This window comes from Nonomuraea sp. NPDC050786 (assembly GCF_040654115.1).
Classification (GTDB): Bacteria; Actinomycetota; Actinomycetes; order Streptosporangiales; family Streptosporangiaceae; genus Nonomuraea.
The window spans coordinates 1-24,470 of the sequence record NZ_JBFAHJ010000012.1 but is presented as its reverse complement, the minus strand read 5'-3'; the positions used below and the strand labels follow the sequence as shown (position 1 = coordinate 24,470).

The window sequence follows — 24,470 nt, the reverse complement described above, 5'->3', positions numbered from 1 at the left end:
CTTGACGTCTTTTCAGCCGGCCCAGGAGCGGGGCGAGCGGTAGCGGTGCCACTCCCGGCGCGGGCGCCTGGCGGAGGGAGCGGGCTCAGGCCGTGCGGCCCGAGCCGTGCCCAGCGCGGTGAGCGCGCAGACCAGCGCGCAGATCTCCTCGTCCGTCGGGTGTCCCGACATGATGCGCAGTTCCATCACATCGGCGGGTTTCCGTGCTTGCGCTGCGGGCCCGCCGCGTGCTTGGCCCGGAGCAGGGCGAGCGCCCGGATCAGGGTCGCCCTGGTCTCCCGCGGGTCGATGATGTCGTCCACGAGACCGCGCTCGGCCGCGTAGTACGGGTGCATGAGGACGTTGCGGTACTCCTCGACCCGCCTGGCGCGCTGCGCCTCGGGGTCGGCCGCCGCGGCGATCTCCCGGCGGAAGATGACGTTGGCCGCGCCCTCCGCGCCCATGACCGCGATCTCGTTCGTGGGCCACGCGAAGGACAGATCCGCCCCGATGGAGCGGGAGTCCATCACGATGTACGCCCCGCCGTACGCCTTGCGCAGGATCAGCTGGATCCGGGGGACGGTGGCGGCGCAGTACGCGTACAGCAGCTTGGCCCCGTGCCGGATGATCCCCCCGTGCTCCTGGTCGGTGCCGGGCAGGAAGCCGGGCACGTCCACCAAGCTGACGAGCGGGATGTTGAAGGCATCGCAGAGCTGGATGAAGCGGGCACCCTTCTCCGACGCCTTGATGTCCAGGACACCGGCCAGGTGCCGCGGCTGGTTGGCGACGATGCCGGTCACCTCGCCGTCGAACCTGGCCAGCCCGCAGATGAGGTTGCCCGCCCAGCCGGCGTGGAACTCGAAGAACTCCCCGTCGTCCACGATCTCCTCGATGACCGCGGACATGTCGTACGGGATCGACGGCTCGGAGGGGACGAGGTCGAGCAGGCAGTCGTTGCTCCGGTCCGTCGGGTCGGTGGCGGCCACGGACGGCGGCAGCTCCTGGTTGTTGGACGGCAGCATCGACAGCAGGAACCGCACGTCCTCCAGGCACGAGACCTCGTCGGGATAGACGAAGCCCGCCACCCCGGAGACCGTCCCGTGCACGCGCGCGCCGCCGAGGCAGTCGGCGCTGATCTCCTCCCCGGTCACCGCCTTCACGACATCGGGGCCCGTGATGAACATCTGGGCGATGCCGTTGACCATGAACACGAAGTCGGTGAGCACGGGGGAGTACGCGGCCCCGCCGGCGCACGGCCCGAGCATCACGCTGATCTGCGGGATCACTCCCGACATGCGCACATTGCGCTGGAAGATGCCGCCGTAACCGGCGAGGGCCGTCACCCCCTCCTGGATGCGCGCGCCCGCGCCGTCGTTCAAGCTGATCAGCGGGACCCCGGCGGCCTCGGCCAAGTCCATCACCTTGTGGATCTTGGCTGCGTGAGCCTCTCCGAGTGCCCCGCCGAACATGCGGAAGTCGTGCGCGAACACCATCACCCGGCGGCCGTGGACGCGTCCCCAGCCCGCCACCACACCGTCGGTGTGCGGGCGCCGGTGCTGCATCCCGAAGTCGGTCGCCCGATGCCGGCGGAAGGCCTCGATCTCGACGAAAGAGTCGGGGTCGAGGAGCACCTCCAGCCGTTCGCGTACGGTCAGCTTGCCTTTGGAGTGCTGTCTCGCCGTGGCCTCGGCATCCGGCCCGCTCCTGATGTTCTCCTTGAGGAGGGCCAGCTCCGTGACGCGATCGCTCATCGTCTCGCGCGGCAAGTCGGTCAACGGCGAATCAATGATCCCGGTGTCTTCCCGCTCCAGCATGCGTTCCCCTCACCTGTTGTCAGGTTTGTGCACATCCCAGAGGAACACACGGGTTCCGCGACGCGGCACCCCTACCGGACCACTAGAAGGCGAGAGACGCAGGCAGGTCGCTCCGGCCGCCGATGTTGAGCTTGCGGTAGGTGCGGGTCAGGTGCTGCTCGACCGTGCTGACGGTGAGATACAGCTGGCCGGCGATCTCCCGGTTGGTGTGCCCGGCGGCCGCCAGCGCCGCGACCCGCCGCTCGGCCTCGCTCAGCACGGTCACCACCTCGCCCGACTCCCGCGCCGCCGGAGTGTCGGCCTCCTCCGCCGCCGGGGACGCGGTGTCGAACGCGCCGCCGCACTCGTTCGCCACCGTCCGGGCCCGTACCAGGATCATTCCGGCGCGCCTGCGCTCGCCGAGCTTGCCGTACGCCTCCGCCAGGTCGAACAGCGACCGGGCCAGCTCGTAGTCGTCACCGCTGGACTGCAGCAGGTCGACCGACCTCCTGAGCAGGTTGGGGCGGTGCCGCATCTCGCTGGTCGCGGCGAACAGGCGCATGGAGATCCCCTGGATGCGCATCGAGGACGAGCCGAAGCGCACCAGCTGCTCCTCGATGAGGTGCCGGGCCTGGTCCGGCCGGCCCAGCCGCAGCAGGGCCTCGGCGGCGTCGGCCCGCCAGGGGAAGAGGTCCGGCGCGTTCACGTTCCACTGACCCATCAGCTCGCCGCAGCGCTGGAAGTCGTCGAGCGCCGAGACGACGTCGCCGACGGCCAGGCTGTAGCGGCCCCTGGCGTACAGGTAGTGCAGGCCGTATCTGGTCTCGAACATGGCGTCGAGCATGGGCTGGTCGAGCAGGTCGTGGGCGCTCTCGTAGTGGCCCATCGCGGTGTGGGCGATGACGAGGCTGCCCAGCGGGCCTCCTACCGTCACGCCCCAGCCGCTGACCGGGATGAGCTCCAGGCCGGTGCCCGCCTGGTGCACCGCCGTACGCAGGTCGCCCTGGCGGATCGCGATCTCGGCCCTGATGGCGGCGAGCCTGGCCATCCGGCTCGGGGCCTGCCTGGCCGAGGCCTCCGCGAGGAAGAGCTCGCACAGGGGCGCGGCCTGCTCGGGGCGCCCGCCGTAGGTGAGCGTGAGCAGCGCGCTCTCCACCGTGTCCATCGACATCTCGTCGAGGTGGCTCACGCGCAGGATCCGCTCGGCGGTCGCGATCGCCTCGGCCCGCGGCCCGTTGACGATCACCTCGGTGAGGGCGGCGGTGGACTCGAAGCGGTGGATGGCCGCCAGCGGGGCCAGCGTGGTGCGCGGCTGCGTCTCGCCCAGCGGGGCATGCATCGAGGGGTACGTGGAGCGCAGCCACGAGCCGGCGATGGCCAGCTCCATCGTCGTCTCCGGGCCATGGGCGCCGCCGGATTCGGCCAGGTGGTCGAAGACCTCCTTGGCGTCGTCCAGCTTGCCGTGCCAGAGCAGCGCCTTGGCCAGCACCACGGCGTCGCTCCCGTCGAGCCAGCCCCGCTGCATCGTCTCGAACAGGTCGGTCAGGCGTCTGGCCGGCGCCGCCGGGTTGATCCGCCACTCGGCGCGCATGAGCAGGATGGCCAGCCGCGTGCGCTCCCGCTCGTCGCAGGCGGTGTGCCAGGCCAGCCGCAGGTATTCGATGGCGGGCTTGACGCGGCCTTGCCGCAGCGCGCTCGCCGCCGCGTCGGCGAGCACGGGTACGACCCAGGCGTCATCGGGCGGACCGGCGTGAAGGAGGTGGTCGGCGACCACCTCGGTGGGGGCGCCGTCGTCGTGGCAGAGCCTGGCGGCGCGCCGGTGCAGGTCCATGCTGTCCGCCGGGTCCAGCTCCGCCAGCACCGCGAGCCGGGCCGCCTCGTGCGGGAAGCCGCCGGAGCCGAGCACACCGGCCATGGCCAGGGAGCGGAGCGCCTTGTCGAGCCGGGTGCGCTCGATGCCGAGCAGCCGGTCGAGGGAGTCCGCCTGGCCGAGCACGGCCAGCCCGCGCGCCACGCCGAGCAGCTCGGGCTCGCCGCGGTGCAGGCACTCCAGCACGGCCTGGCCGTACCGGTGGCCGGGGACGGGCCTGCCCTCCGAACACTCCTCCAGCAGGGCCTGCAGCAGCAGCGGGTTGCCGGCGCTGTAGGCGTGCCACTCCTCGGCGTACCGCTCGGCCTCCTCCGCCCCCACCCGCGCGGCGACCAGGGAGAGCACGCCGGCACGGGAGAGGGGATGCAGCTGGACGGTGTGGCAGCGGGGCCCGGAGAACAGCTGCGCGCCCGAGAACGCGCCCGACTCCCACGCGGTGTCGGAGTGGCTGAGGACCATCATGATCCGGGCGAGCCGCACGCGCCGGGACAGGTACGCCAGGCAGAGCAGGGAGAGCCGGTCGGCGTAGTGGGCGTCGTCCACCACGATCACCAGCGGGTAGCGCTCGGACAGCTCGATGAGCACCGTGCAGAGCGCGTGCACGACCTGGGCGTGCGGCTGGCCGAGCCGGTCGGAGCCGAGGTCGCTCTGCGCGCCCTCCCGCAGCAGGGCCATCGCCCTGGCGCGCTCCTCCTCCATCAGCGGCGCCTCATGGATGAGCTGGCCCAGCACCCCCAGCGGCAGGTCCTGCTCCACGGGGGAGCCCGACGCCGAGATGGACAGCGCGCCGCGCTGGGCGGTCCCCTGAGCGAACGTGTCGAGCAGCCTGCTCTTGCCCGTCGCGACGGTGCCGCCGACCACGGCGACGCATCCCCGGCCCGAGAGTATGTTCGCGAGCAGGCCCTCCAACGTCGTGAGCGCTTCGTCGCGCTCGATCAGGTCCATTTCCGATCTCCCCCTGGCAGACACTCGTACAGTTCTCGTATCCGGTTCGGAGCGATCTCCGTGCCCTCGCCGTCCGCCTGCCGCTGGACCATCCGCGCGAACGCGATCTGCACCTGGCGGGGCAGGCGCACGCCGTAATGGGCTCGCATGACGTAGGCGATGCCGCCCTTGCCCGACTGGCTGTTGATCCGTATTACGGGCTCGTAGGAGCGGCCCACGTCCGCCGGGTCGACGGGCAGGTACGGCATGGACCAGGGCAGGTCGCGGGCGGCCGCGCCGGAGCGCTCGGCCTCGCGCTGGAGCGCGTCGAAGCCCTTGTTGATGGCGTCCTGGTGGGAGCCGGAGAAGGCGGTGTAGACGAGTTCGCCCCCGTAGGGGTGGCGTGGGTGCACGGCGATGCCGTTGCACTCTTCCACGGTGCGGCGGACGGCGTCGATGTCGGAGAAGTCGACCCCTGGGTCGATGCCGTGGCTGAACAGATTCATGCCGAGCGTGACCAGGTCGACGTTGCCCGCCCGCTCCCCGTTGCCGAACAGGCAGCCCTCGATGCGCTGAGCCCCCGCGAGGAGCGCCAGTTCGGCCGATGCGACCCCGGTGCCGCGGTCGTTGTGCGGGTGGACGGACAGGCAGACGTGCTCGCGCCTGGACAGGTTGCGGCTGAACCACTCGATCTGGTCGGCGAAGACGTTCGGGGTCGTCCGCTCGACCGTGGTGGGCAGGTTGACGATGCTCTCCCGGCCGGGGCCCGGCTGCCAGACGTCCATGACGGCCTCGCAGACCTCGAGGGCGAAGTCCGGCTCGGTGTCGTTGAACAGCTCGGGCGAGTATTCGTAGCCGAGATCGCAGTTACCCAGCAACTTGTCCGCATATTTCATCAGAAGGCGGGTGCCCTGGACGGCGAGGTCCTTGCACTCGTCCCTGGTCATGCCGAAGACCAGCCGCCGGAACATCGGTGAGGTGGCGTTGTAGAGGTGGATCGTGGCCCGCCGCGCTCCCGCCAGGCTCTCCGTCGTCCTCCTGATGAGCTCGTCCCGCGCCTGGACGAGCACGGAGATCCGTACGTCGTCGGGGATCAGGTCGTTCTCGATGAGGTGACGGACGAACGCGTGGTCGTCCTGGCTGGCCACCGGGAAGCCGGCTTCGATCTCCTTGTAGCCCATCCCTACCAGGAGGTCGAACATCTTGAGCTTGCGCGCCGGGTCCATCGGGCTGGCCAGCGACTGGTTGCCGTCGCGCAGGTCGGTCGAGAGCCAGCGTGGCGCCGAGGTGACGGTGTTGTCCGGCCACCGGCGGTCGGGGAGCGGCATCGGTGTGGGAGCGTTGTAGCGCCGGACCGCCTTTGTGGTTCTGTTCAACGGCAGTCCCTCCTCGGGTGTTGAGCTTTCGCTGGGGCCCGAAATACGTGGCCCCTACCGATGTCCAGAGTGAGGTACGCGACTATTCGCCCGGCTTCGGGTGACTATTTCCCTCAGGGCCGCTCGCCGCGGGAACCCCTAATCCCCCTGGTGAGGGGGCACGCACCCTAGACCTGGGTCGCGGGACTTTTGGCGCGAAATAGCGGACCTTATCGTAAAAATATGATCAAGGTCAGGAAGAACCCCGGACGGCTTTGGGGGATAAGCGATCTGCACGTGTCCCATCCCCGCAATCGCCAGGTCCTGGAGTCCCTCCGGCCGCAGTCCGACGACGACTGGCTGGTGGTCGCAGGCGACGTCGCCGAGCTCACCCCTGACATCGAATGGGCGCTGAGCCTCCTCAAGGAACGCTTCGCCACGGTCGTCTGGACGCCGGGCAACCACGAGCTCTGGACGCTCGGCGGCGACCCCGTCCAGCTCCGGGGCGAGGAGCGTTACCGCTATCTCGTCGAGATGTGCCGGCGCATCGGCGTGGTCACCCCGGAGGATCCCTATCCCGTCTGGACGGGGCCCGGCGGCCCCGTCACCATCGCCCCGCTCTTCCTGCTCTACGACTACAGCTTCCGGCCACCCGAGGTCCTGCGGCAGGACGCGCTGGACTGGGCGAGAAGAGCCGGTGTCGTGTGCACCGACGAGCTCTATCTCCACTGCGATCCCTATCCGACCAGGGACGCGTGGTGCGGCGCCCGGGTGGAACAGACCGAGCGCAGGCTGGCCGAGCGCGACCCGGCCATCCCGACGGTGCTGGTCAGCCACTACCCGCTGATCCGCGAGCCCACGCTGGTGCTGCGCCACCCGGAGTTCGCCATGTGGTGCGGGACGGAGCGGACCCACGACTGGCACCGCCGCTTCGACGTCCGGTGCGCCGTCTACGGCCACCTGCACATACCGAGAACGAGCTGGAGCGACGGGGTGCGGTTCGAGGAGGTCTCCCTCGGCTACCCCCGCGAATGGCTCCAGTGGACCAGGTCCGGCACCGTGCTCAGATCGGTGCTCCCCGCGGAGGAACCGGCATGATCGAGTCCATCCTGCCCCCGTACGTCGTGTCGTCCGACACCACCGAGGACGAGCTGGAAGGCAGTCTCTTCCCGGAGGAGGAGGCGATGATCAGCAAGGCGGTGGGCAAGCGGCGCAAGGAGTTCACCACCGCCAGGATCTGCGCCAGGCGGGCCATCCGGATGCTCGGCCGGCAGCCGACGCCGATCCTGTCAGGACAGAGCGGCGAGCCGCTGTGGCCCAGAGGGCTCATCGGCAGCGTCACCCACTGCACGGGCTACCGGGGCGTGGTCGTCGCCACGCAGGTCGAGGCGGCCGCCATCGGCATCGACGCCGAGCCCAACAAGGAGCTGCCGATGGGCGTGCTCCAGGCGATCGCGCTGCCGCAGGAGGAGCGGATGGTGCGCGAGCTGGGCGAGCAGCGTCCCGACGTCTGCTGGGACCGGCTGCTGTTCTGCACCAAAGAGTCGGTCTACAAGGCGTGGTTCCCCTTGGCGCGCCGGTGGCTGGGCTTCCACGACGCGCTGGTCGACATCCGTCCGGGCGGCACGTTCGAGGCGCGGCTGCAGGTGCCCGGCCCGCTGCTGAACCGGCACCGGCTGACCGGCTTCTCCGGGCGCTGGCTGGCCGGGGACGGGCTCATCCTGACCGCGATAGTGATGCCGTCCTCCATCTACACCCCGGCCCGCCAGGGCCTGATGGCTGTGGCCAGCTGATCATCCGTCGAGCGGGCACACGTGAACGCCCGGCTGGGAGGACCAGCCGGGCGTCGCGCATTCTCCGGGCCTAGGCGGCCCTGACGACCTCGTCCCACTCGATGTGGTAGTCGTACTGCGACATCATGAACTTGCTGTTGGCCGTCAGCTTCATGACGATCGGCATGAACGCGTCCCTGATCGCCGCGCCGACGGCGCCGGGGGCCTTGTTGTTGTTGATGCTGCTGGCGACCTTGATGATGGCCTCGACCCGCGGCCGGCGGAGCTTCTCGAAGGTGGCGAACGCCTGCTTCGAGGTGGGCAGGTCGCGCAGGCACTGGGCCAGGACCACGGCGTCCTCGATGGAGAGCGAGGCGCCCTGCCCGGAGGTGGGGGTGGGGGCGTGGGCGGCGTCCCCGATGATGACCATGCGGTCGTTGTGCCAGGTCGGCAGGTTGGGCACGGAACGGGTGGGCGTGGCACGCAGGTTCTCGGGGTTGCGGGTGGCCCTGATGAGGTCGACCGCGGGGCCGGAGTCGTGCTCGAAGAAGCTGATCAGCTTGCGCTGCCAGCCCGGCCCGTCCGTGGCGTCGAGCTCGCCCTTCTTGGGCTCGTTGTGGTGCGGCAGGCTCGCGTACCACCACACCTCGCGGCTGGGCAGGACGGCGTAGCCGAAGAAGGCCCGCTTGCCGAACATCATGCTGTAGCTGCACGACTCGGTGTCGACCGGGACGCCGTCGGTGTAGCCGCCGAGGTTGATCAGGCCGGTGTAGTGGGGGGCGGGCGCGTTGGGGTCGATGATCTTGCGTACGGTGGAGTCGATGCCGTCGGCGCCGATGATGATGTCGCCGGTGGCCTCGGTGCCGTCCTCGAAGATCGCCCGCACGCCGTCGGCGGTCTGCTCGGCGCTGACCAGGCGCTTGCCGCCCTCGATGCGGATGCCCCGCTGGACGGCCTCGTTCTGCAGGATGCGGTAGAGGTCGGCACGGCGGACGGTGTGGCTGGTGGTGCCGTCGGCCAGGCGGGCGCCGGTGTTGGTGCCGCCCAGGTTCTTCCCGGCGCTGTTGCGCAGGGTGATCTTCGGGGTCGGGAAACCGGCGGCCACCACATCCTTGTCCGCGCCGATCGTGCGCAGCGCGTCGATGCCGTTGGTGGCGACGGTGAGGAAGACGCCGACGTCGTCGGCCGGGGTGGCGTACGCCTCGTAGACCACGGACTCAATGCCGGCCTTCTGTAACGCCATGGCTGCCGCGGGCCCCGCGACGCCGCCACCGATGACCAGCGCTTTCCGAACTGAAGTCATGTCTGGCTCCCTAAGGTTTCCTGCCATGCCCGCATGTAGGCCGGCTGCTTGAATGACTCGATGAGCTCAGTGACGAACTGACGCTCGGCTTCCAGCAGGGCGAGCCGGAAGTCGTCGTCGATCAAGAACACCCACAGGACCCCGTCGTTGCCGGCGCTCTGCCTGCTCTGACGGATCTGCTCGGCTTGAGTGGTGAGGCGTTCCAGCCGCTGGGTGAGCAGCCGGACCGACTCGGCGGGCGGCAGGACGCTCATGAGCGACAACGCCACCCCGAACTGGGGATAGTCGTTGACCGGCTGCGCGACCAGGTCGCTCAGCCAATCGAACAGCTCGTGCCTGCCCTTTTCGGTGAGGGCGTAGACGGTGCGCTCAGGTCGCAACGTGTCGCGCACTGTCTCCTGGGAAGCGATGAAGCCTGCCTTGGTCAGTTGCTTGACGACCATGTAGAGCGAGCCCTGATTGTATTTGATGGACTGGTCGGTGTCGTGTCCTTTGAGGCGCCGTCCGATTTCGTAGGGGTGCATGGGCTCGACCATCAGCTCGGCAAGCACCGCCAGCGCCAGCGGGTTGGTCACCTTGCGTTGCTTCATCACTGTCCCATCCACACTCCCTTTGGTACTTACTCAGGATGCACTAGTCAGCTCTATATAGTCAACACCAACTAAGTGATACCAACTATTACGACGTACCGGCCGGACCTCTCCGGTTCTAGCCGGGCGCGCTCGTGGCTGCCTCGAAGGCGGGCTCCAGCGGCCGTTGAGCTGCGCCGCCTAGCGTTTCGCCACCGGATCGACCCAAGCGTTCGGGAGGCTGGACGATGGCGACAGGCAGCGCGCTGGTCATCGGAGGCGGCATCGCCGGGCCGGTGCTGGCGCTGGCGCTGCGCAGGGCGGGCATCGAGGCGACCGTCTACGAGGCGTACGCGGGGCCCGCCGAGGGAGTCGGGAGCGTGCTGACGATCGCGCCGAACGGCTTCGCCGCGCTGGGCATCACCGGCGCGGACGCCACGGTGCGCAAGGTCGGCCAGCCGACCAGAAGCATGATCGTGGCGAGCGGCCGCGGGAAGCGGCTGGGCGAGCTGCCCGGCCTGCCGGGCCTCGAAGCCAGCCAGACCATGTGGCGCAGCGACCTCTACGGCCCGCTGCACGACCACGCCACGGCGAACGGCGTCAGGATCGTGTACGGCAAGCGCCTCGTCGGCGCCGAGGAGACCCCGGGCGGCATCACGGCGAGGTTCGCCGACGGCAGCACCGCCAGTGGGGACGTCCTGATCGGCGCCGACGGCATCCGCTCCACGGTCCGCACGCTCATCGACCCCGGCGCCCCCGGACCGCGCCACGTTCCGCTGCTGAACTTCGACGGCCTGGCGGAGCACGCGGTCCCCGCCCGTACGGACGAGCTCTGGATGGCCTTCGGCAGGCGGGCGTTCCTCGGCTACTGGCTGCAGCCCGACGGCAGGACCGGCTGGTTCGCCAACCTTCCCCACGCGGAGCCGATGACCGCCGCCGAGGCCCGCCGGGTGCCGGCGGCCGAGTGGCTGCGGCGGCTGGGCGAGGTCTACGCGGGCGACGTGCCCGCCGGCGACCTGATCCGGCACACCAGGCCCGGCAGTCTGATCGTGCTGGGCACGGTCGAGATCATGCCGACCGTGCCGCGCTGGCACCGGGGGCGGATGGTGCTCGTCGGCGACTCCGTGCACGCGCCCTCGCCCAGCTCGGGCCAGGGCGCCTCGCTGGCGATCGAGAGCGCCGTCCAGCTCGCGCGCTGCCTGCGCGACCTGCCCGACCTCCCGAGCGCGTTCGCGGCCTACGAGCGCCTGCGCCGCCCCAGGGTCGAGCGGGTCATCGCGCAGGCCGCGAGAACCAACGGCAGCAAGCTGCTCGGACCGGTCGCGGGCGGGCTCATGAGCCTGCTGCTGCCCTTGGGGCTGCGAACGGTCCTGCGCCCGGAGCGGACGTTCGGCTACCAGCACCGCTACCGGATCGACTGGGACGAGCCGGTCGATCCGGACGCCGCCCGGCTGTCGGGCGCCAGGACGAGATGAGGTGGGGCATGGCAGGCCGGAGAAGCTACGACTTCATGTATCGCGTCGGGGCACCCTGGGAGACCAGCGAGCCTCGACCGGAGCTCGCCGAGCTGCTGGCCGGCGGCGAGATCGCGGCCCCCGGCCGCGCGCTGGACCTCGGCTGCGGCGACGGCACGCAGTCGGTCTTCCTCGCCAGGCAGGGGTTCGAGACCACCGGGGTGGACTTCTCTCCCGCGGCGCTGGCCAAGGCGCGGCGCGCGGCCGCCGGCGCCGGCGTGGCGGTGAACCTCGTCAGGGCCGACTTCACCGCGCCACGGGTGGAGGGCGTGGCGGGGCCGTACGACCTGATCGTGGACTACGGGTCGCTCGACGACGTGGCCCCCGCGAAACGCGGGGCGGTCGCGGCGCACGTGGCGGAGTGGACGCGCCCGGGCGGGCTCGTCCTCATGTGGTGCTTCTACAACGACATCCCCTGGTGGCGATGGGAGCGCATGCGATATCCCGGCCGGCTCCGGCCGGGAGAGGAACGGGAGCTGTATGAGGAAGATTTCACCATCCGCCGGCTCGCTGCCCCGGTCCCCGGCAGCGGCTCAGCCTGCTTCCTGCTGCGCCGTCGCCCTTGACCGGGGCACGAGCGACCTTCAACCCGAGGAAGGAAGGATCCAGCCATGCGCGAATCAACCCAGGTTCTGATCATTGGGGGCGGCCCGGCCGGCTCGACGGCGGCCGGGTTACTGGCCCGCGAGGGCTTCCAGGTGACCCTCCTGGAACGTGACCGCTTCCCCCGCTATCACATCGGCGAGTCGATCCTGCCCTCCTGCCGCCCCATCTTCGAGCTGCTGGGCGTCTGGGACAAGGTGGAGGCCCACGGCTTCCAGCCCAAGGGCGGTGCCTTCTTCGTCTGGGGCCCGGAGGAGTGGGAGGTGAGATTCAGCAACATGGGGGACGAGACCCCCAACGCGTGGCAGGTCGTACGGAGCGAGTTCGACCAGATCCTCCTCGACCACGCCCGCGAGCTCGGTGTCGAGGTGCACGAGGGCGTGAGCGTGCGGGACATCGAGTTCGACGGCGACCGCGCGGTCGCGGCCACCTGGTACGAGACCAAGGACCCGAGCAAGGCGGGACGCATCGAGTTCGGCCACGTCATCGACGCCTCGGGCCGCGCCGGCGTGCTGGCCACCCGGCACCTCAAGAGCCGCCGGATGCACGAGGTGTTCAAGAACGTCGCGGCGTGGACGTACTGGAAGAACGCCAAGCCGCTCGACAAGGGCCCCAAGGGCGCCATCGCGGTGTGCTCCATCGAGGACGGCTGGTTCTGGGCCATCCCGCTGCACGACGGGACGTTGAGCGTCGGCCTGGTCACCGGGCGCGACCTGTTCAGGGACAGCCGCAACCGGCTGGACGGCGACGTCCAGGCGGTCTACGACGAGGCGCTGGCCAAGTGCCCGGCCGTGCTCGCCATGCTGGAGGGCGCCGAGCAGGTGTCCCCGATGAAGGTCGAGCAGGACTACTCCTACGTCACCGAGAACTTCGCCGGTCCCGGATACCTGCTGGCCGGTGACGCCGCCTGCTTCCTCGACCCGCTGCTCTCCACCGGCGTGCACCTGGCCACCTACAGCGCGATGCTCGCCGCGGCGAGCCTGTCCAGCGTGCTGCGCGGCGAGGTCGAGGAGGCGGACGCGGGGCAGTTCTACTCCCACGTCTACCACCACGCCTACCAGCGGCTGCTCGTGCTGGTCTCGGTGTTCTACGAGAGCTACCGGGGCAAGGAGCACCACTTCTTCAACGCGCAGCGGCTGACCTCCGGCGAGCGCGACCACCTGGAGGTGCAGGCCGCGTTCGACCGCATCGTCACCGGCATCGCCGACCTCAACGACGCGGAGCAGGCGTACAAGCTGGTCCAGGCCCACCTGCAGGGGGCCGAGAGCGGCGACCCCAACCCGCTGAACAACCTCAACCGGGTGCACGAAGTCAAGCAGTCGCCGTTCGACCCGGCCAACGCCGTCGGCGGGCTCTACCTGGTCACCCAGCCCCGGCTCGGCCTGCGTCCGAGCCAGCCGGCGCAGGAGCTCGACGCCGTCGGCTGAGCGGGCAGCACGACGAGAACCGGCCCCCACCTCCCGGGTGGGGGCCGGTTCTGACGTGCGGTCAGTGCGAATCGGCCGCCTTGCGGAGCCCGCGCAGCGTCGTCGCCGGGTCGGCCAGTACGGGCAGCGCCGCGAGCATCCCCGTGACGCCCACGGACTCCAGCGCCTTCAGCTGCTCGGCCACCTCCGCGACGGTCCCCGCCACCCCCGTCAGCGAGAGGGCGAAGTCGGTGAGCCCCAGCTCCTCCAGCAGGCGCGCGTTCTTGCCCCCGTGGACGAAGTCCCAGACGTCGTAGCGGCGCTCCATCTCCTCCACGGCGCCCAGCAGGCCGGGCGGGACGAGCTTGCGCATGTGCGGCGCCTTCAGGCGCAGGGCGACGTCGGAGGCCAGGGCCGCGGCGATCTCGGCGACCGCCTCCTCGTGGGTGTCGCGGACGGACATGAAGCTGAAGCCCCAGATCTCGATCGCGTCCGGGTCGCGGCCGGCCTGCTCGGCGCCGGCCCGGATCATGGCGATCTTCCGCTCCACGTGCTCGGCCGACATCCCGACCGTGGTGATCACGCCGTCGGCCGTCTCGCCCGCCAGGCGCAGGCTCTGCGGGTAGTCGGCGGCCACGTGGATCGGCATCGGGTGCACCCGCGTGAGCGCCTCGGTGGTGAAGCCGTCGACCTCCGCCGTCCCGCCGTTGAGGATCTCCCGCACCGCCCGCAGGTAGTCGAAGAGCTGGCGCGGCGAGCCCACGGGGGAGCGCCCGACGACGCGCCTGGTGCTGCCGCCGTTGCCCAGCGAGAGGTGGACCCGGCCGCCCGTCAGCTCGTACAGGGTGGAGATCGCGGTGGCGGTGGCGACCGGATGGCGCAGGAACGGCGTGGTGACCATGGTCGTCAGGGTCGCGTTCCTGCTCTCCTGCGCCGCCACGGCGAGCGACACGAACAGCTCGTAGGCGCGGGCCGGGGTGTCACCGACCCCGATGACGTCATATCCGAGCTCGTCGGTGAGGCGAACCACATCGCGAAATACGGCGAGGTCGTCCGTCCACTCGATGATCGCGCCCAGCTTCATGGCATACCTTTCGACGTTCGGCTCGGAAGCCGAAAATAGCCAGGCGAACTCGACGCGCCGTCGAACGCGCCGGACAGGCGTATCGACCCAGGCTCGACCGCGCCCCCAACGACCGCTCGGAGACTTGTGCACGCCGGTAGCCAGGCAAGCACAGAGGAGCGTTCATGGATATCGGAGTCTGCCTTCCGACCACCATCCCCGGCGCTGACGGCAGCCAGCTGATCGAGTTCGCGCGCCGCGCCGAGCGCCTCGGATTCAGCAGCCTGACGGTGGTCGATCGGATGGTCTACGACAACTACGACGGCATCGTCACACTCTCCGCCGCGGCGGCGGTGACCGAGCGGATCAAGCTCGTGACGGCGATCCTGCTGGCCGCCTACCGGCCGAGCGCCGTGGAGCTGGCCAAGCAGCTTGCCAGCCTGGACCGCCTGTCCGGGGGCCGCCTCATCGTCGGCGTCTCCGCCGGCATGCGCGAGGACGACTACGTCGCGACGGGCACCGACTACCACACCCGTGGCCGGCGGCTGGACGCGATGATCGAGGAGCTCAGGGAGGTGTGGAAGGGCGAGGGCCCGGTCCCGGGCGTCGGTCCCCGTCCCGTCAACGGGGACATCCCGTTCTGGGCCGGCGGCCACTCGCCCGCGGGCCTGCGCCGCGCGGCGAAGTACGGCATCGGCTGGATCTCGCCCGGCGGCCCGCCGCAGAAGTTCCCCGACCTGGTGGCCAGGTTCAAGGAGCTCTGGGACGAGGAGGGCCGCACCGGCACGCCGAGAATGGGCACCAACTGCTACGTGTCCCTCGGCCCCGACGGCAAGGAGCGGGCCACCGAGCACATGCTCAGCTACTACGCCTACATGGGCACCATGGCCGAGCATCTCGCCAAGGGCGCCATCACGGACGAGAGCGTGCTCAAGGACGCGGCCGCCGCCTACGCGGCCAACGGCTGCGACGAGCTGCTGATCCTCTCGTGCACGGCCGATCCGGACCACCTCGACCGGATCGCCGACGTGGTGCTGTGATGCCGCTACGGATCATCATCATCGGCGGCGGCATCGGCGGGCTCTGCCTCGCTCAAGGGCTGAAACAGGCCGGTGTCGACGATGTCCACGTCTATGAGCGGGACGCGTCGCCCCGCGGGCGGATGCAGGGCTACCGGCTGCGGATCAGCCCGGAAGGGGAGAGCGCGCTGCGGGACTGCCTGCCCCGTCGCGCGCAGGACCTGCTCGCCGCGACCGCGAACCTGCGGCACGAGCTGGGCCTGGCCGCCTACGACGAGCAGCTGAACCCGCAGTGGGCCCCCGAGTTCGGCGACGCGCGCGGCGACGCGCCCGACAAGATCGACGCGGTGGACCGCATGACGCTGCGGCGCGTCCTGCTGGCGGGTCTCGACGGGGTGCACTTCGACCGGCGCTTCACCCGCTTCGAGCAGGTGGGCGACCAGGTCGTGGCGCACTTCGCCGACGGCGGCTCGGTGACCGGCGACGTCCTGGTGGCGGCCGACGGCGCGGGCTCGCAGGTGCGCAGGCAGTTGCGGCCGGACTTCCGCCACCTCGACCTCGGCGTCCGCGCGATCCTCTCCCGTACGCCGAGGGCCGCCGCCATCAAGGCCGGCCTGCCGGAGGTGCTGCGCGACCGGTTCGTCAACGTCACCGGCGCCAACGGGCTCCGCCTCGCGCTGATGCCCATGGTCTTCCGCGACACGCCGCGCGAGGCGGCCGGGCGGCTGTGGCCGGAAGTGGAGATGGACCCGGCCGAGGACTACTACATGTCGGTCTTCAGCGTGCACCGCGACGTGCTGGGGATACCCGACACCGAGTTCCTCTCGATGACCGGCGAGCAGCTGCGCGAGCTGGTGCTCGAGCGGACCGCCGAGTGGCATCCGGACCTTCGCGGCGTGTTCGCGCACGCCGAGGCGGCGGAGACCTATCCGCTGACGCTGAAGGCGACGGTGCCCGTCGAGCCCTGGGGTGAGGGCAGGGTCATCCCCCTCGGAGACGCCGTGCACACGATGCCGCCGACCGGCGGCGTCGGGGCGAACACCGCGCTACGCGACGCGAGCGTCCTCAGCCGGGCCCTGGCGGCCGTGGCGCGGGGCGAGGTGTCGCTGGAGGACGCGGCGGCCGGCTATCAGGCCGAGATGGTGCGGTACGCGACCGAAGCGATCGAGATGTCGCTGAAGATCGCCAAATGGTCCATGCGGAAGATCGATGTCGAACCAGAAGCCTAGGGAGATGCATAAGTGACGACTACAGCCGTGGACACCAGCAAGCCTTCCGGGATCATCCGGCTGGCCAACTCCTTCTGTGACGCGAAGGCGCTGATGACCGCCGTGGAGCTCGGCCTGTTCACCGAGTTGCAGGGCGTGGAGGCCTCCGCCGAGGAGATCCGCGAGCGCCTCGGCCTGCACGGCCGGGGCCTGTCCGACTGGCTCGACCTGCTGGTCGAGCTGAACCTGCTGGAGCGAGAGGACGGCCGTTACCGCAACAGCGCGGGCGCCGACCAGTACCTGGTGCGCGGCACGGAGCCGTACATCGGCGGGTTCATCGAGAGGTCCAACCGCAACCTCTACCCGGCCTGGGGCCGGCTCTCCGAAGCGCTGCGCACCGGGGAGTCGCAGACCGGCAGCCACTTCGACGAGGTGGTCGAGAACCCGAAGATCCTCGGCCAGTTCATCAACTCGATGGACGCGCTGACGCGCACGCTCGGCCCGCAGCTGATCGAGGCCTACGACGGCTGGGGTGACTACGACTCCGTGCTGGACGTCGGCGGCTGCCGCGGCGCCCTGGTCTCGCAGATCGTCAAGGCCCATTCGCACCTCGCCGGCGCGGTGTTCGACCTGCCGCAGATGGCGCCCTTCGCCGAGGAGCTGGCCGCCGCGCAGGGGCTCACCGGCAAGGTGACCTTCCACGGGGGCAGCTTCTTCAACGACCCGCTGCCCAGCGCCGACATCGTGGTCATGGGGCACGTCCTGCACGACTGGTCGGCCGAGCAGCGCAAGTTCCTGGTGGAGAAGGCGTACCGGGCCGTCAACCCCGGGGGCGTGCTCGTGGTCTACGACCGCATGCTCGACCGCAAGTCCAGCCGGATCGAGAACTTGGTGATCAGCCTGGACATGCTGCTGGTCACCGACGGCGGGTCGGAGTACACCGTGGGCGAGCTGCGCAGCCACGCGGAGGCGGCCGGGTTCGCCTCCGTCGAGGTGCGCCTGCTCGGTGACGACGACACGCTCGTGATCGCCCGCAAGGCGAGCTGAGCTCCCACCGCACGACCCACCGCACGACCCACCGCATGACCCCACCGCACGACCCACCGCACGACAAGGCCGGTGACGGATGAACCGTCACCGGCCTTGTGGGTTTCTCAGTGGAGGACTGCGGATGCCGTCGGCTCGCCGGTCTCGACCGGACGGACGATGCCCGCCGCGATCCGGTCACGCCGGTACGCCACCGCGAGACCGAAGCCCGTGACGATCACGGCGATGACCAGGAAGTAGACCGACTGCGGGATGACCGCGGTCACCCGTACCACCTGGCTGGCCAGGCCGGCGCCGAGCGCGGAGAACAGCCACCACAGGCCGATCATCCGGGCGCGGAAGGCCGGGGGAGCGACCTCGAAGGCGGCGCTGATGCCGACCGCCGCGATGATCAGCTCGCCGAGGGCGTGCAGGAGGTAGATGGAGACCAGCCAGAGGGGTGAGGTCTTCTCGCCCGACGCCGCCAGCCAGGCCGCCCCCGCCATGATCATGAAGCTGAACCCGACGATGACGAGCCCGACCGAGAACTTCACCGCCACGTTGACGTACTGCCCGTGGCGCTTGAAGTACCGCGCCAGCAGCGGCGCGGCCAGCAGGATGAACAGCGGCGTCGCCGACTGGAGCCAGCTCGCCGGCACGACGAAGCCGAAGATCTCGCGGTCGGTGGACTGCTGGGCGAAGAGGTTCAGGATCGAGCCGTCCTGCCCGGCGATCAGCCAGAACAGTGCCGAGCCGCAGAGCGGCCAGAGGAAGACGGTCAGGCGCCGACGGTCGCCCGCGGTGAGGTCGGGGTGGCGGCGGAGCAGCCAGAAGGAGAGGAACGGCACCACGATGATGCCGAGCCCGCAGATGGCGATGGTGAGCCCGACCGGCACCAGCCCCACCGCGGCCGCCAGCAGGAAGAGCGCCGGGACGGCCGCGCGCACGCCGAAGCGCCGCAGCTCCTGCCCGCTGGCCCGGTTGACGGTGAGCTTGCCGGCCGTGTCGAAGCGGCGGCTGCCGCGCCAGTACGTCAGCGCGCAGGCGACGGAGGTCACCCCGGCCGCGGCGAAGCCGGCGTGCCAGTCGACGCGCTCGCCCAGGTAGCCGGTGACCAGCGGGGCCAGCAGGGCGCTCACCTGGATGCCTACGTAGAAGATGGAGATGGCCGCCTCGCGCTCGCTGCGGACGCGTTCGTAGTGCAGGTTGAGCATGGTGGTGAGGTTCGGCTTGTAGATCGCCGTGCCCGACGCCACCAGCAGCAGCCCGACGCCGGTGAGCGCGGTCGTGGGGGCGGCGAGCACGAAGTAGCCGGCCGCCACGATGACGGCGCCGTACAGCGTCGCGGCGTGCGGGCCGAGGATCCGGTCGCCCACCCAGCCGCCGAGCAGGGAGAGCATGAAGGTCAGGCCGAGGTAGACGCCGACCAGCGCCGCGGAGTCGGTCGGCGCCAGCCCGAGGCCACCGCCGGCGGCGGGGGCGCTGCAGTAGAGGACCAGGATGGCGAGCATGCCGTAGAAGCCGAAGCGCTCCCACAGGTCGCTCATGAAGAGGGTGCGGAACGAACGTCTGGACCAGGATGGGGATGTCATGCTCCGAGCGTCGGTCCAGGGGTTCGAGCCAGGCTCAAGGACGACCTGAGTGGCGGCACATCACCAGGGTCTCGTTGTGGTCGAGCGGCTGCCGGCTCACGGTGGCGAAGCCCGCCGACGCGGCGAGCTCGACGAGCTCGTCGATGGCGTACTCCTCGCCCTCCTCGGTGACCAGGGCCATCACCAGACTGGTCACGAGGTTGTCGACGGTCGGGTCCGCGGCGTCGATCATCCGGTCGTGCACCAGCAGCACGCCGCCGGGGTTGACCGCCTTGAACGCGGCGCGGATCAGCTGCTCCCGGCGCTCCCGCGACCAGTTGTGCAGGATGTGACCGAGGATCAGCACATCGGCACAGGGCAGCGGGTCGGCGAAGAAGTCCCCGGAATGGAAGCGGACCCTGCCGGTGGTGCCGAGCTCGGCCATGTGCTCGTCGAACAGCGGCTCCATCTGCGGCAGGTCGAAGACGTGCCCGGTCAGCCCCGGGTGACACCGGACGAGCTGCCCCACCAGGTCGCCCCGGCACCCGCCGACGTCCAGGACGCTCCGGTGGGCCGACCAGTCGACGGCCTTGACGATGCCCGGCACGAGCGGCTGCAGGGCGCCGTCCATCATGCGGGTGTACCGCCGCAGCTCCGCGGGGTCGTTCAACATGGCGGCGAAGCCGTCGGCGGCCGATCGCGGCCGGCCGGTGCGCAGCGTCTCGGTGAGCTCCCCCCAGAGCGGATAGAGGTTCGTCTTGGCGCCGAGGAGCGCGCCGCCGACGTACCCGGGCCTGCCCTCGACGAGGTGGAGCTCCGCGACCTCGGCGTTGCGGTAGCGGCCGTCCTCCTCCAGGAGCAGGCCGAGCGCGACCAGCAGCCGCAGGAAGTCACGCAGCCCGCGGCCGTGCAGGCCGAGCAGGCGGGCGAGGCCGGGCTCGGCCGCCGGGCCGTCGTCCAGCACGGTGAAGACGTTGAGCTCCACCGCCGTGAGCAGCGCCTGGGCCTCACAGAATGCGTTGCCGAGCCGGAGAATGTCGTGCACGGAGCCGGGTGCGCTGGGCGTCATCGGCCGGCCTCCTTCCATCCATAGCGCTCTGGGTCACAGCGACCATGCCGCAGCGCCGTGGAACCTCACTCGAAGACGGCCCCTCGAGCCGCCCGCGAACCGGGCCGCGCACAGTGAGGCTCTCCCTACCGAAACGGGTGAGTGCGATGCATGTGAGCGCGACGAAGGACACGTGCGCGGTGGCCAGCCTGTGCGTCTACGGCGTCCCCGAGGTCTTCGACCAGGACGAGGACGGCCTGGTCGAGGTGCTGGACCCGAACCCGTCGGGCGAGCTGCACGACGCCGTACGCCACGCGGCCCGCGGCTGCCCGACCCGGTCGATCCACATCCGGGACGTGCCCGCCTGAGCCCGGTCGAGCGGTCGTCGAGGTCGGCTGGACTCGGCGGTCACATGCTGGGACGAAGCTTGCCGACCAACCGAAGGAGATGTGGATGTGCGGTATCGCCGGCTGGGCGGACTTCGGACGAGACCTGACGCCCGAGCGGGCGACGTTGCAGGCGATGACCGACGCGCTGGCCAAACGAGGCGTTGACGACCGGGGCCTGTGGCTGCGTGGCCACGTCGGGCTCGGGCACACGCGTACGGCGATCATCGACGTGGCCGGCGGCGCGCAGCCGCTGGCCGTCGAGGAGAACGGCAGCACCATCGCCGTGATCGTCTACAACGGCGAGGTCTACAACTTCAAGCAGCTGCGGACGGAGCTGCGGGCGCGGGGACACGAGTTCCGCACGCGCAGCGACACCGAGGTCGTCCTGCGCTCCTACCTCGAGTGGGGGAGCGACTGCGCCAAGCGTCTCGAGGGCATCTTCGCCTTCGCGATCTGGGACGTGCGCCGGGAGGAGCTGTTCCTGGTCCGTGACCGGCTCGGCGTCAAGCCCCTCTTCTACACCAGGCTCCCGGACGGGCTCCTGTTCGGTTCCGAGCCCAAGTCGCTGCTGGCCAACCCGCTGGTGCGGCCCGCCGTGACCCTCGACGGGCTGCGCGAGCTCTTCGCCACCGCCAAGACCCCGGGCCGCTCCGTCTTCCGCGACATGCGGGCGGTGCTGCCGGGCCACTCGCTGACCGTCGGCCGCGACGGCGTGGTGGACCGGACGTACTGGGCGCTGGAGGCACGGCCGCACGACGACGACATCAAGGAGACCATCGGCCACGTCCGCGAGCTGCTCGAGGACATCGTCCTGCGCGAGCTGGAGGCGGACGTCCCGCTCTGCACGGCGCTCTCCGGCGGCCTGGACTCCAGCGCCATCACGGCGATCGCGGCCAAGTGGCGGTGGAAGCTCGACGGCGAGCGGGTGCGCACGTTCGTGACCACGTTCGACGCGTACGCGCAGAACTTCCGGCCGGACGACGTCCGCTTCTCGCCGGACGAGCCGTACGCGGCCGAGATGGCGCGGCACATCAGCTCCGACCACGTCAGGATCATGCTGAACACCCGCGACCTGATGGACCCGCGGACCCGGCTGGAGGTGCTGCTGGCCCAGGACATGCCGACCACGCTGGGCGACATGGACACCTCCAACTACCTGACCTCCCGTGAGATCAAGACGCACTCCACGGTGGCGCTGGCGGGCGAGGTGGCCGACGAGATCTTCGGCGGCTACAACTGGATGTACGTCCCCGAGCTGCTGAACGCCGGCACCTTCCCCTGGACGGCCAACGAGCTCCGCCAGCCGGGCTCGCCGCGCGGCCAGGGCCGGGGCCTGTTCGACCAGGGCCTGATGCGCAAGCTCGAGATGGAGACCTTCTACGCCGACGGCTACAGCCAGGCGCTGGCCGAGGTGCCGCACCAGGAGGGCGAGGACGCCGAGGAGCGGCAGATGCGCTCGCTCGGCTACGTCACCCTGACCCGCTGGCTGCCCATGCTGCTCGATCGGGACGACCGCCTCTCCATGGCGCACGGTCTCGAGCTCCGCGTCCCGTACGCCGACCACCGGCTGGTCGAGTACATGTACAACACGCCGTGGAGCTTCAAGACCTTCGACGGCAGGGAGAAGAGCATCCTGCGCGCGGCCGTACGCGATCTCGTGCCCGCCTCCGTGCTGGACCGCAAGAAGAGCCCGTGGCCCGTCACGCAGGACCCGGCCTACACGCGGATGCTGCACGGCGAGCTGACCGCCCTGATCAACGATCCCTCGTCGCCGGCCCTCCCGCTGCTCGACCTCGACGCGATCCGGCGCACGGTCGAGGAGCCGTCCGAGCGCGCCAACGAGTGGATCAGCAGGATGCACATCGAGATGACGTTGCAGTTCAACACCTGGATGAGGCAGTACAACGTAGAGCTGGAGATCTGACGATGGACTTCGCCGACGTGCTGCGCAAGCGCCAGATGATGCGCAGCTACAAGGACCTGCCCGTGGCCGACGAGGTGCTGCAGCGCATCCTGCAGGCGCTGCGGCGGGCGCCCAGCGCGGGTTTCAGCCAGGGGCACCGGCTCGTCGTCGTGACCGATCCCAAGCTCCGGCAGCAGGCCGCCGACATCGCCGAGGGACGCTACGTCGACCTGGGCTTCCCCCGGTGGATCGCCTCGGCGCCGGTGCACATCTACCTGTGCACGCGGGAGCGGTCGTACCACGAGCGCTACGGCGGCGCGGAGGAGGTCAGGCCGGGTTACAGCGAGATTCCCTGGCCCGTGCCGTTCTGGTGGTTCGACTGCGGCGCGCTCTTCATGCTGCTGCAGCTGGCCGCGCTCAACGAGGGGCTCGCGACCGGCTTCTTCAGCTCCGTCTACACCGACGAGCTGGACGAGCTGGCGCAGGTGGTCGCCTTGCCGGACGACCTCGCCCTGGCCGGCGTGATCACCGTCGGCCACCCGGACCATGACCGCGTGCTGCCCGTGCCGCCCAACGCCGCGACCCGCCTGCCCAACGACCAGCTCATCGAATGGCGGGTGTGAGTGGTGAAACCGCGCATCGCCGTCCTCGGGGGCGGCATCGCCGGCCTGGCGGCCGCCATCGGGCTGGTACGGCAGGGCTACCCGGTCACGCTGATCGAGCGCGACCCGCCGCCGCCCGCCGACCCGGGGCTGGATCCCTTCCTGGCGTGGAAGCGCCGCGGCGTCCCGCAGTTCCGGCTGCCGCACGGCTTCTCCGCGCGGGCGCGCACGCTGCTGGCGGCGCACGCGCCCGAGGTCCTCGACCAGCTCAGGGCCGACGGCATCGAGGAGGTCAACGTCTTCAAGACCTTCGTCCCGCCGGAGCTCTGGGAGCCCTCCGACGAGGAGTTCACCGTCGTGTGGGCGCGCCGGTCCGCCTTCGAGCTGGCGCTGCGGCGCTGCGCCGAGGCCGAGCCCGGCATCACCTTCCGCTGCCCGGAGGTCGTGGGCGGGCTGCTCTTCGCACCGGAGGAGCCGGGGCCGCCCCGGGTGACCGGGGTACGCCTGGCCGACGGGCAGGAACTGGCGGCGGACGTGGTGCTCGACTGCGGCGGCGGGCGCTCGCGGGTGTCCCGCTGGCTGGCCGCCGCCGGCGCCGACGTGCCGGCCGACACCCAGGACTGCCAGACCGTCTACTTCAGCCGCTACTACCGTTTCACTCCTGGCTGCACCCTGCCGAAGAACGCCATGCTCGTCCGGGGCGAGCTCGAAAGCCTCATGTACATCGGCTTCCCCGGCGACCACGACACGTTCGGCCTCTGCCTCGAGGTCCACCCCAGCGAGAACCTGCAGCCGCTGCGCAACACGTGGACCTGGGAGGCCGCGGCGCGCAGCATCCCGGCGCTGGCGCCGTGGATCGACCCGGCGAACGCCACCCCGCTGGACGGCGTCCAGATCATGGGCGGGCATCACAACGTACGCCGGCGGTTCGTCGCGGGCGGGCGGCCGGTCGTGACGGGGCTGCTGGCTGTCGGGGACGCGTTGTGCACCACCAACCCGGCCTACGGCTGGGGCGCGTCGATGGCGCTCACCTACGCCTTCGCCGCGGCCGAGGCGGTGGCCGCGCACGCCGGCGACCCGGTGGCCATGGCGCTCGCCTACGACGCCGCCACCGCCACCGAGGCCGACGCCGTCTACCGCGAGTCGGCGGCGATGGACCGGGCCCGCATCTACCGCATCACCGGTCAGGAGGTGCCCGAGGACGACCGCGCCGAGATGGAGCGGCAGCGGCTCATCGCCGAGGGCGTGGCCGCGGGGATACTCACCGACGTGGAGCTCTCCCGGGCCTTCTGCCGCCGGATCAATCTGGCGGGGCCGGCCGACGCCGTGATCAACAATCCCGAGATCGTCCTGCGGGCCAGGGAGAACCTGCGGCAGCTCGCGGCCGCGCCCGCCGTGGAGCTGGGGCCGGGCAGAGAGGAGCTCCGGGAGATCGTCCTGACGGCCGACGCCCGCGGCGAGGACCGGGCTCGCCTGGAGGGTTCGCACGTGTGAGTCTCTCCTCGGCCGGCAGCGCGAAAGGGGTGGCGCACCGCGTACGTACGCGGTGCGCC

The 24,470-nt window shown here is 70.6% G+C and carries 20 protein-coding genes and 1 pseudogene; 12 read left to right on the top strand and 9 right to left on the bottom strand.

Features of this window, described 5'->3' with window-relative positions; translation table 11 throughout:
- Positions 1–12 precede the first annotated feature (12 nt).
- The 4 genes and pseudogenes from AB0H84_RS22525 to AB0H84_RS22510 form a co-directional block, all read right to left on the bottom strand.
- Positions 13–186: an acyl-CoA carboxylase subunit epsilon gene (locus AB0H84_RS22525; RefSeq protein WP_357607227.1), complete on the bottom strand. Its 174-nt coding sequence runs from the start codon at positions 184–186 to the stop codon at positions 13–15.
- Entirely contained in the window at positions 186–1,730 is a 1,545-nt protein-coding gene (locus AB0H84_RS22520) for an acyl-CoA carboxylase subunit beta (protein ID WP_357607831.1), read from the bottom strand. The genes AB0H84_RS22525 and AB0H84_RS22520 overlap by 1 nt, the downstream gene beginning before the upstream one ends.
- Before the next feature lie 145 nt (positions 1,731–1,875).
- On the bottom strand, positions 1,876–4,587 hold the full coding sequence (locus AB0H84_RS22515) for an AAA family ATPase (protein WP_357607225.1): 2,712 nt from the start codon (positions 4,585–4,587) through the stop codon (positions 1,876–1,878).
- Between the two features lie 26 nt (positions 4,588–4,613).
- Positions 4,614–5,942: pseudogene (locus AB0H84_RS22510) on the bottom strand (2-isopropylmalate synthase); the annotation flags it as partial.
- 222 nt (positions 5,943–6,164) lie between these two features.
- On the opposite strand from AB0H84_RS22510, the gene AB0H84_RS22505 reads away from it, so the two are divergent.
- Together AB0H84_RS22505 and AB0H84_RS22500 are read left to right on the top strand one after the other, a co-directional pair.
- On the top strand, positions 6,165–7,019 hold the full coding sequence (locus AB0H84_RS22505) for a metallophosphoesterase (protein ID WP_357607222.1): 855 nt from the start codon (positions 6,165–6,167) through the stop codon (positions 7,017–7,019).
- Complete coding sequence (locus AB0H84_RS22500; RefSeq protein WP_357607219.1) at positions 7,016–7,714, top strand: 4'-phosphopantetheinyl transferase superfamily protein; 699 nt, start codon at positions 7,016–7,018, stop codon at positions 7,712–7,714. Before AB0H84_RS22505 ends, AB0H84_RS22500 begins: the two co-directional genes overlap by 4 nt.
- 70 nt (positions 7,715–7,784) lie before the next feature.
- Here the strand turns inward: AB0H84_RS22500 and AB0H84_RS22495 are convergent, their stop codons facing one another.
- Complete coding sequence (locus AB0H84_RS22495) at positions 7,785–8,996, bottom strand: FAD-dependent monooxygenase (protein WP_357607217.1); 1,212 nt, start codon at positions 8,994–8,996, stop codon at positions 7,785–7,787.
- On the bottom strand, positions 8,993–9,586 hold the full coding sequence (locus AB0H84_RS22490) for a PadR family transcriptional regulator (protein ID WP_357607214.1): 594 nt from the start codon (positions 9,584–9,586) through the stop codon (positions 8,993–8,995). Before AB0H84_RS22490 ends, AB0H84_RS22495 begins: the two co-directional genes overlap by 4 nt.
- 227 nt (positions 9,587–9,813) lie before the next feature.
- Between AB0H84_RS22490 and AB0H84_RS22485 the strand changes: the two genes are divergently transcribed.
- The 3 genes from AB0H84_RS22485 to AB0H84_RS22475 are packed head-to-tail and all read left to right on the top strand — an operon-like array spanning position 9,814 to position 13,109.
- Entirely contained in the window at positions 9,814–11,040 is a 1,227-nt protein-coding gene (locus AB0H84_RS22485) for an FAD-dependent monooxygenase (RefSeq protein WP_357607210.1), read from the top strand.
- 8 nt (positions 11,041–11,048) lie between these two features.
- The gene (locus tag AB0H84_RS22480; RefSeq protein WP_357607208.1) at positions 11,049–11,645 is read left to right on the top strand and encodes a class I SAM-dependent methyltransferase; all 597 of its coding nucleotides are present in this window, start codon (positions 11,049–11,051) and stop codon (positions 11,643–11,645) included.
- A 45-nt stretch (positions 11,646–11,690) separates the two neighbouring features.
- Positions 11,691–13,109, top strand: coding sequence for an NAD(P)/FAD-dependent oxidoreductase (locus AB0H84_RS22475; protein ID WP_357607205.1), 1,419 nt, complete (start codon positions 11,691–11,693; stop codon positions 13,107–13,109).
- A gap of 61 nt (positions 13,110–13,170) precedes the next feature.
- Here AB0H84_RS22475 and AB0H84_RS22470 read toward each other — a convergent pair whose 3' ends face one another.
- Positions 13,171–14,172, bottom strand: a complete 1,002-nt coding sequence (locus AB0H84_RS22470) for an LLM class flavin-dependent oxidoreductase (protein ID WP_357607202.1) — start codon at positions 14,170–14,172, stop codon at positions 13,171–13,173.
- Between the two features lie 164 nt (positions 14,173–14,336).
- Between AB0H84_RS22470 and AB0H84_RS22465 the strand changes: the two genes are divergently transcribed.
- Genes AB0H84_RS22465 through AB0H84_RS22455 form a run of 3 tightly spaced genes read left to right on the top strand, consistent with a single transcriptional unit; the run spans position 14,337 to position 17,425 of the window.
- Complete coding sequence (locus AB0H84_RS22465) at positions 14,337–15,191, top strand: LLM class flavin-dependent oxidoreductase (protein WP_357607200.1); 855 nt, start codon at positions 14,337–14,339, stop codon at positions 15,189–15,191.
- Positions 15,191–16,399 (top strand): FAD-dependent monooxygenase, encoded by a 1,209-nt coding sequence (locus AB0H84_RS22460; protein WP_357607197.1) that lies wholly within the window; start codon positions 15,191–15,193, stop codon positions 16,397–16,399. The genes AB0H84_RS22465 and AB0H84_RS22460 overlap by 1 nt, the downstream gene beginning before the upstream one ends.
- Before the next feature lie 12 nt (positions 16,400–16,411).
- Positions 16,412–17,425, top strand: a complete 1,014-nt coding sequence (locus tag AB0H84_RS22455; protein ID WP_357607194.1) for a methyltransferase — start codon at positions 16,412–16,414, stop codon at positions 17,423–17,425.
- Between the two features lie 107 nt (positions 17,426–17,532).
- Here the strand turns inward: AB0H84_RS22455 and AB0H84_RS22450 are convergent, their stop codons facing one another.
- The gene (locus tag AB0H84_RS22450; RefSeq protein ID WP_357607191.1) at positions 17,533–18,996 is read right to left on the bottom strand and encodes a peptide MFS transporter; all 1,464 of its coding nucleotides are present in this window, start codon (positions 18,994–18,996) and stop codon (positions 17,533–17,535) included.
- Between the two features lie 34 nt (positions 18,997–19,030).
- Entirely contained in the window at positions 19,031–20,044 is a 1,014-nt protein-coding gene (locus AB0H84_RS22445; RefSeq protein ID WP_357607189.1) for a methyltransferase, read from the bottom strand.
- Between the two features lie 146 nt (positions 20,045–20,190).
- Between AB0H84_RS22445 and AB0H84_RS22440 the strand changes: the two genes are divergently transcribed.
- From AB0H84_RS22440 to AB0H84_RS22425, 4 genes are all read left to right on the top strand, one after another.
- Positions 20,191–20,391: a ferredoxin gene (locus AB0H84_RS22440; RefSeq protein ID WP_344986208.1), complete on the top strand. Its 201-nt coding sequence runs from the start codon at positions 20,191–20,193 to the stop codon at positions 20,389–20,391.
- Positions 20,392–20,476: 85 nt separating this feature from the next.
- Complete coding sequence (gene asnB / locus AB0H84_RS22435) at positions 20,477–22,336, top strand: asparagine synthase (glutamine-hydrolyzing) (RefSeq protein ID WP_357607186.1); 1,860 nt, start codon at positions 20,477–20,479, stop codon at positions 22,334–22,336.
- A gap of 2 nt (positions 22,337–22,338) precedes the next feature.
- A complete protein-coding gene (locus tag AB0H84_RS22430) occupies positions 22,339–22,938 on the top strand; it encodes a nitroreductase family protein (RefSeq protein WP_357607182.1) in 600 nt (199 codons plus the stop codon).
- A gap of 3 nt (positions 22,939–22,941) precedes the next feature.
- Positions 22,942–24,411 (top strand): NAD(P)-binding protein, encoded by a 1,470-nt coding sequence (locus AB0H84_RS22425; protein WP_357607179.1) that lies wholly within the window; start codon positions 22,942–22,944, stop codon positions 24,409–24,411.
- The last annotated feature ends 59 nt before the right edge of the window (positions 24,412–24,470 follow it).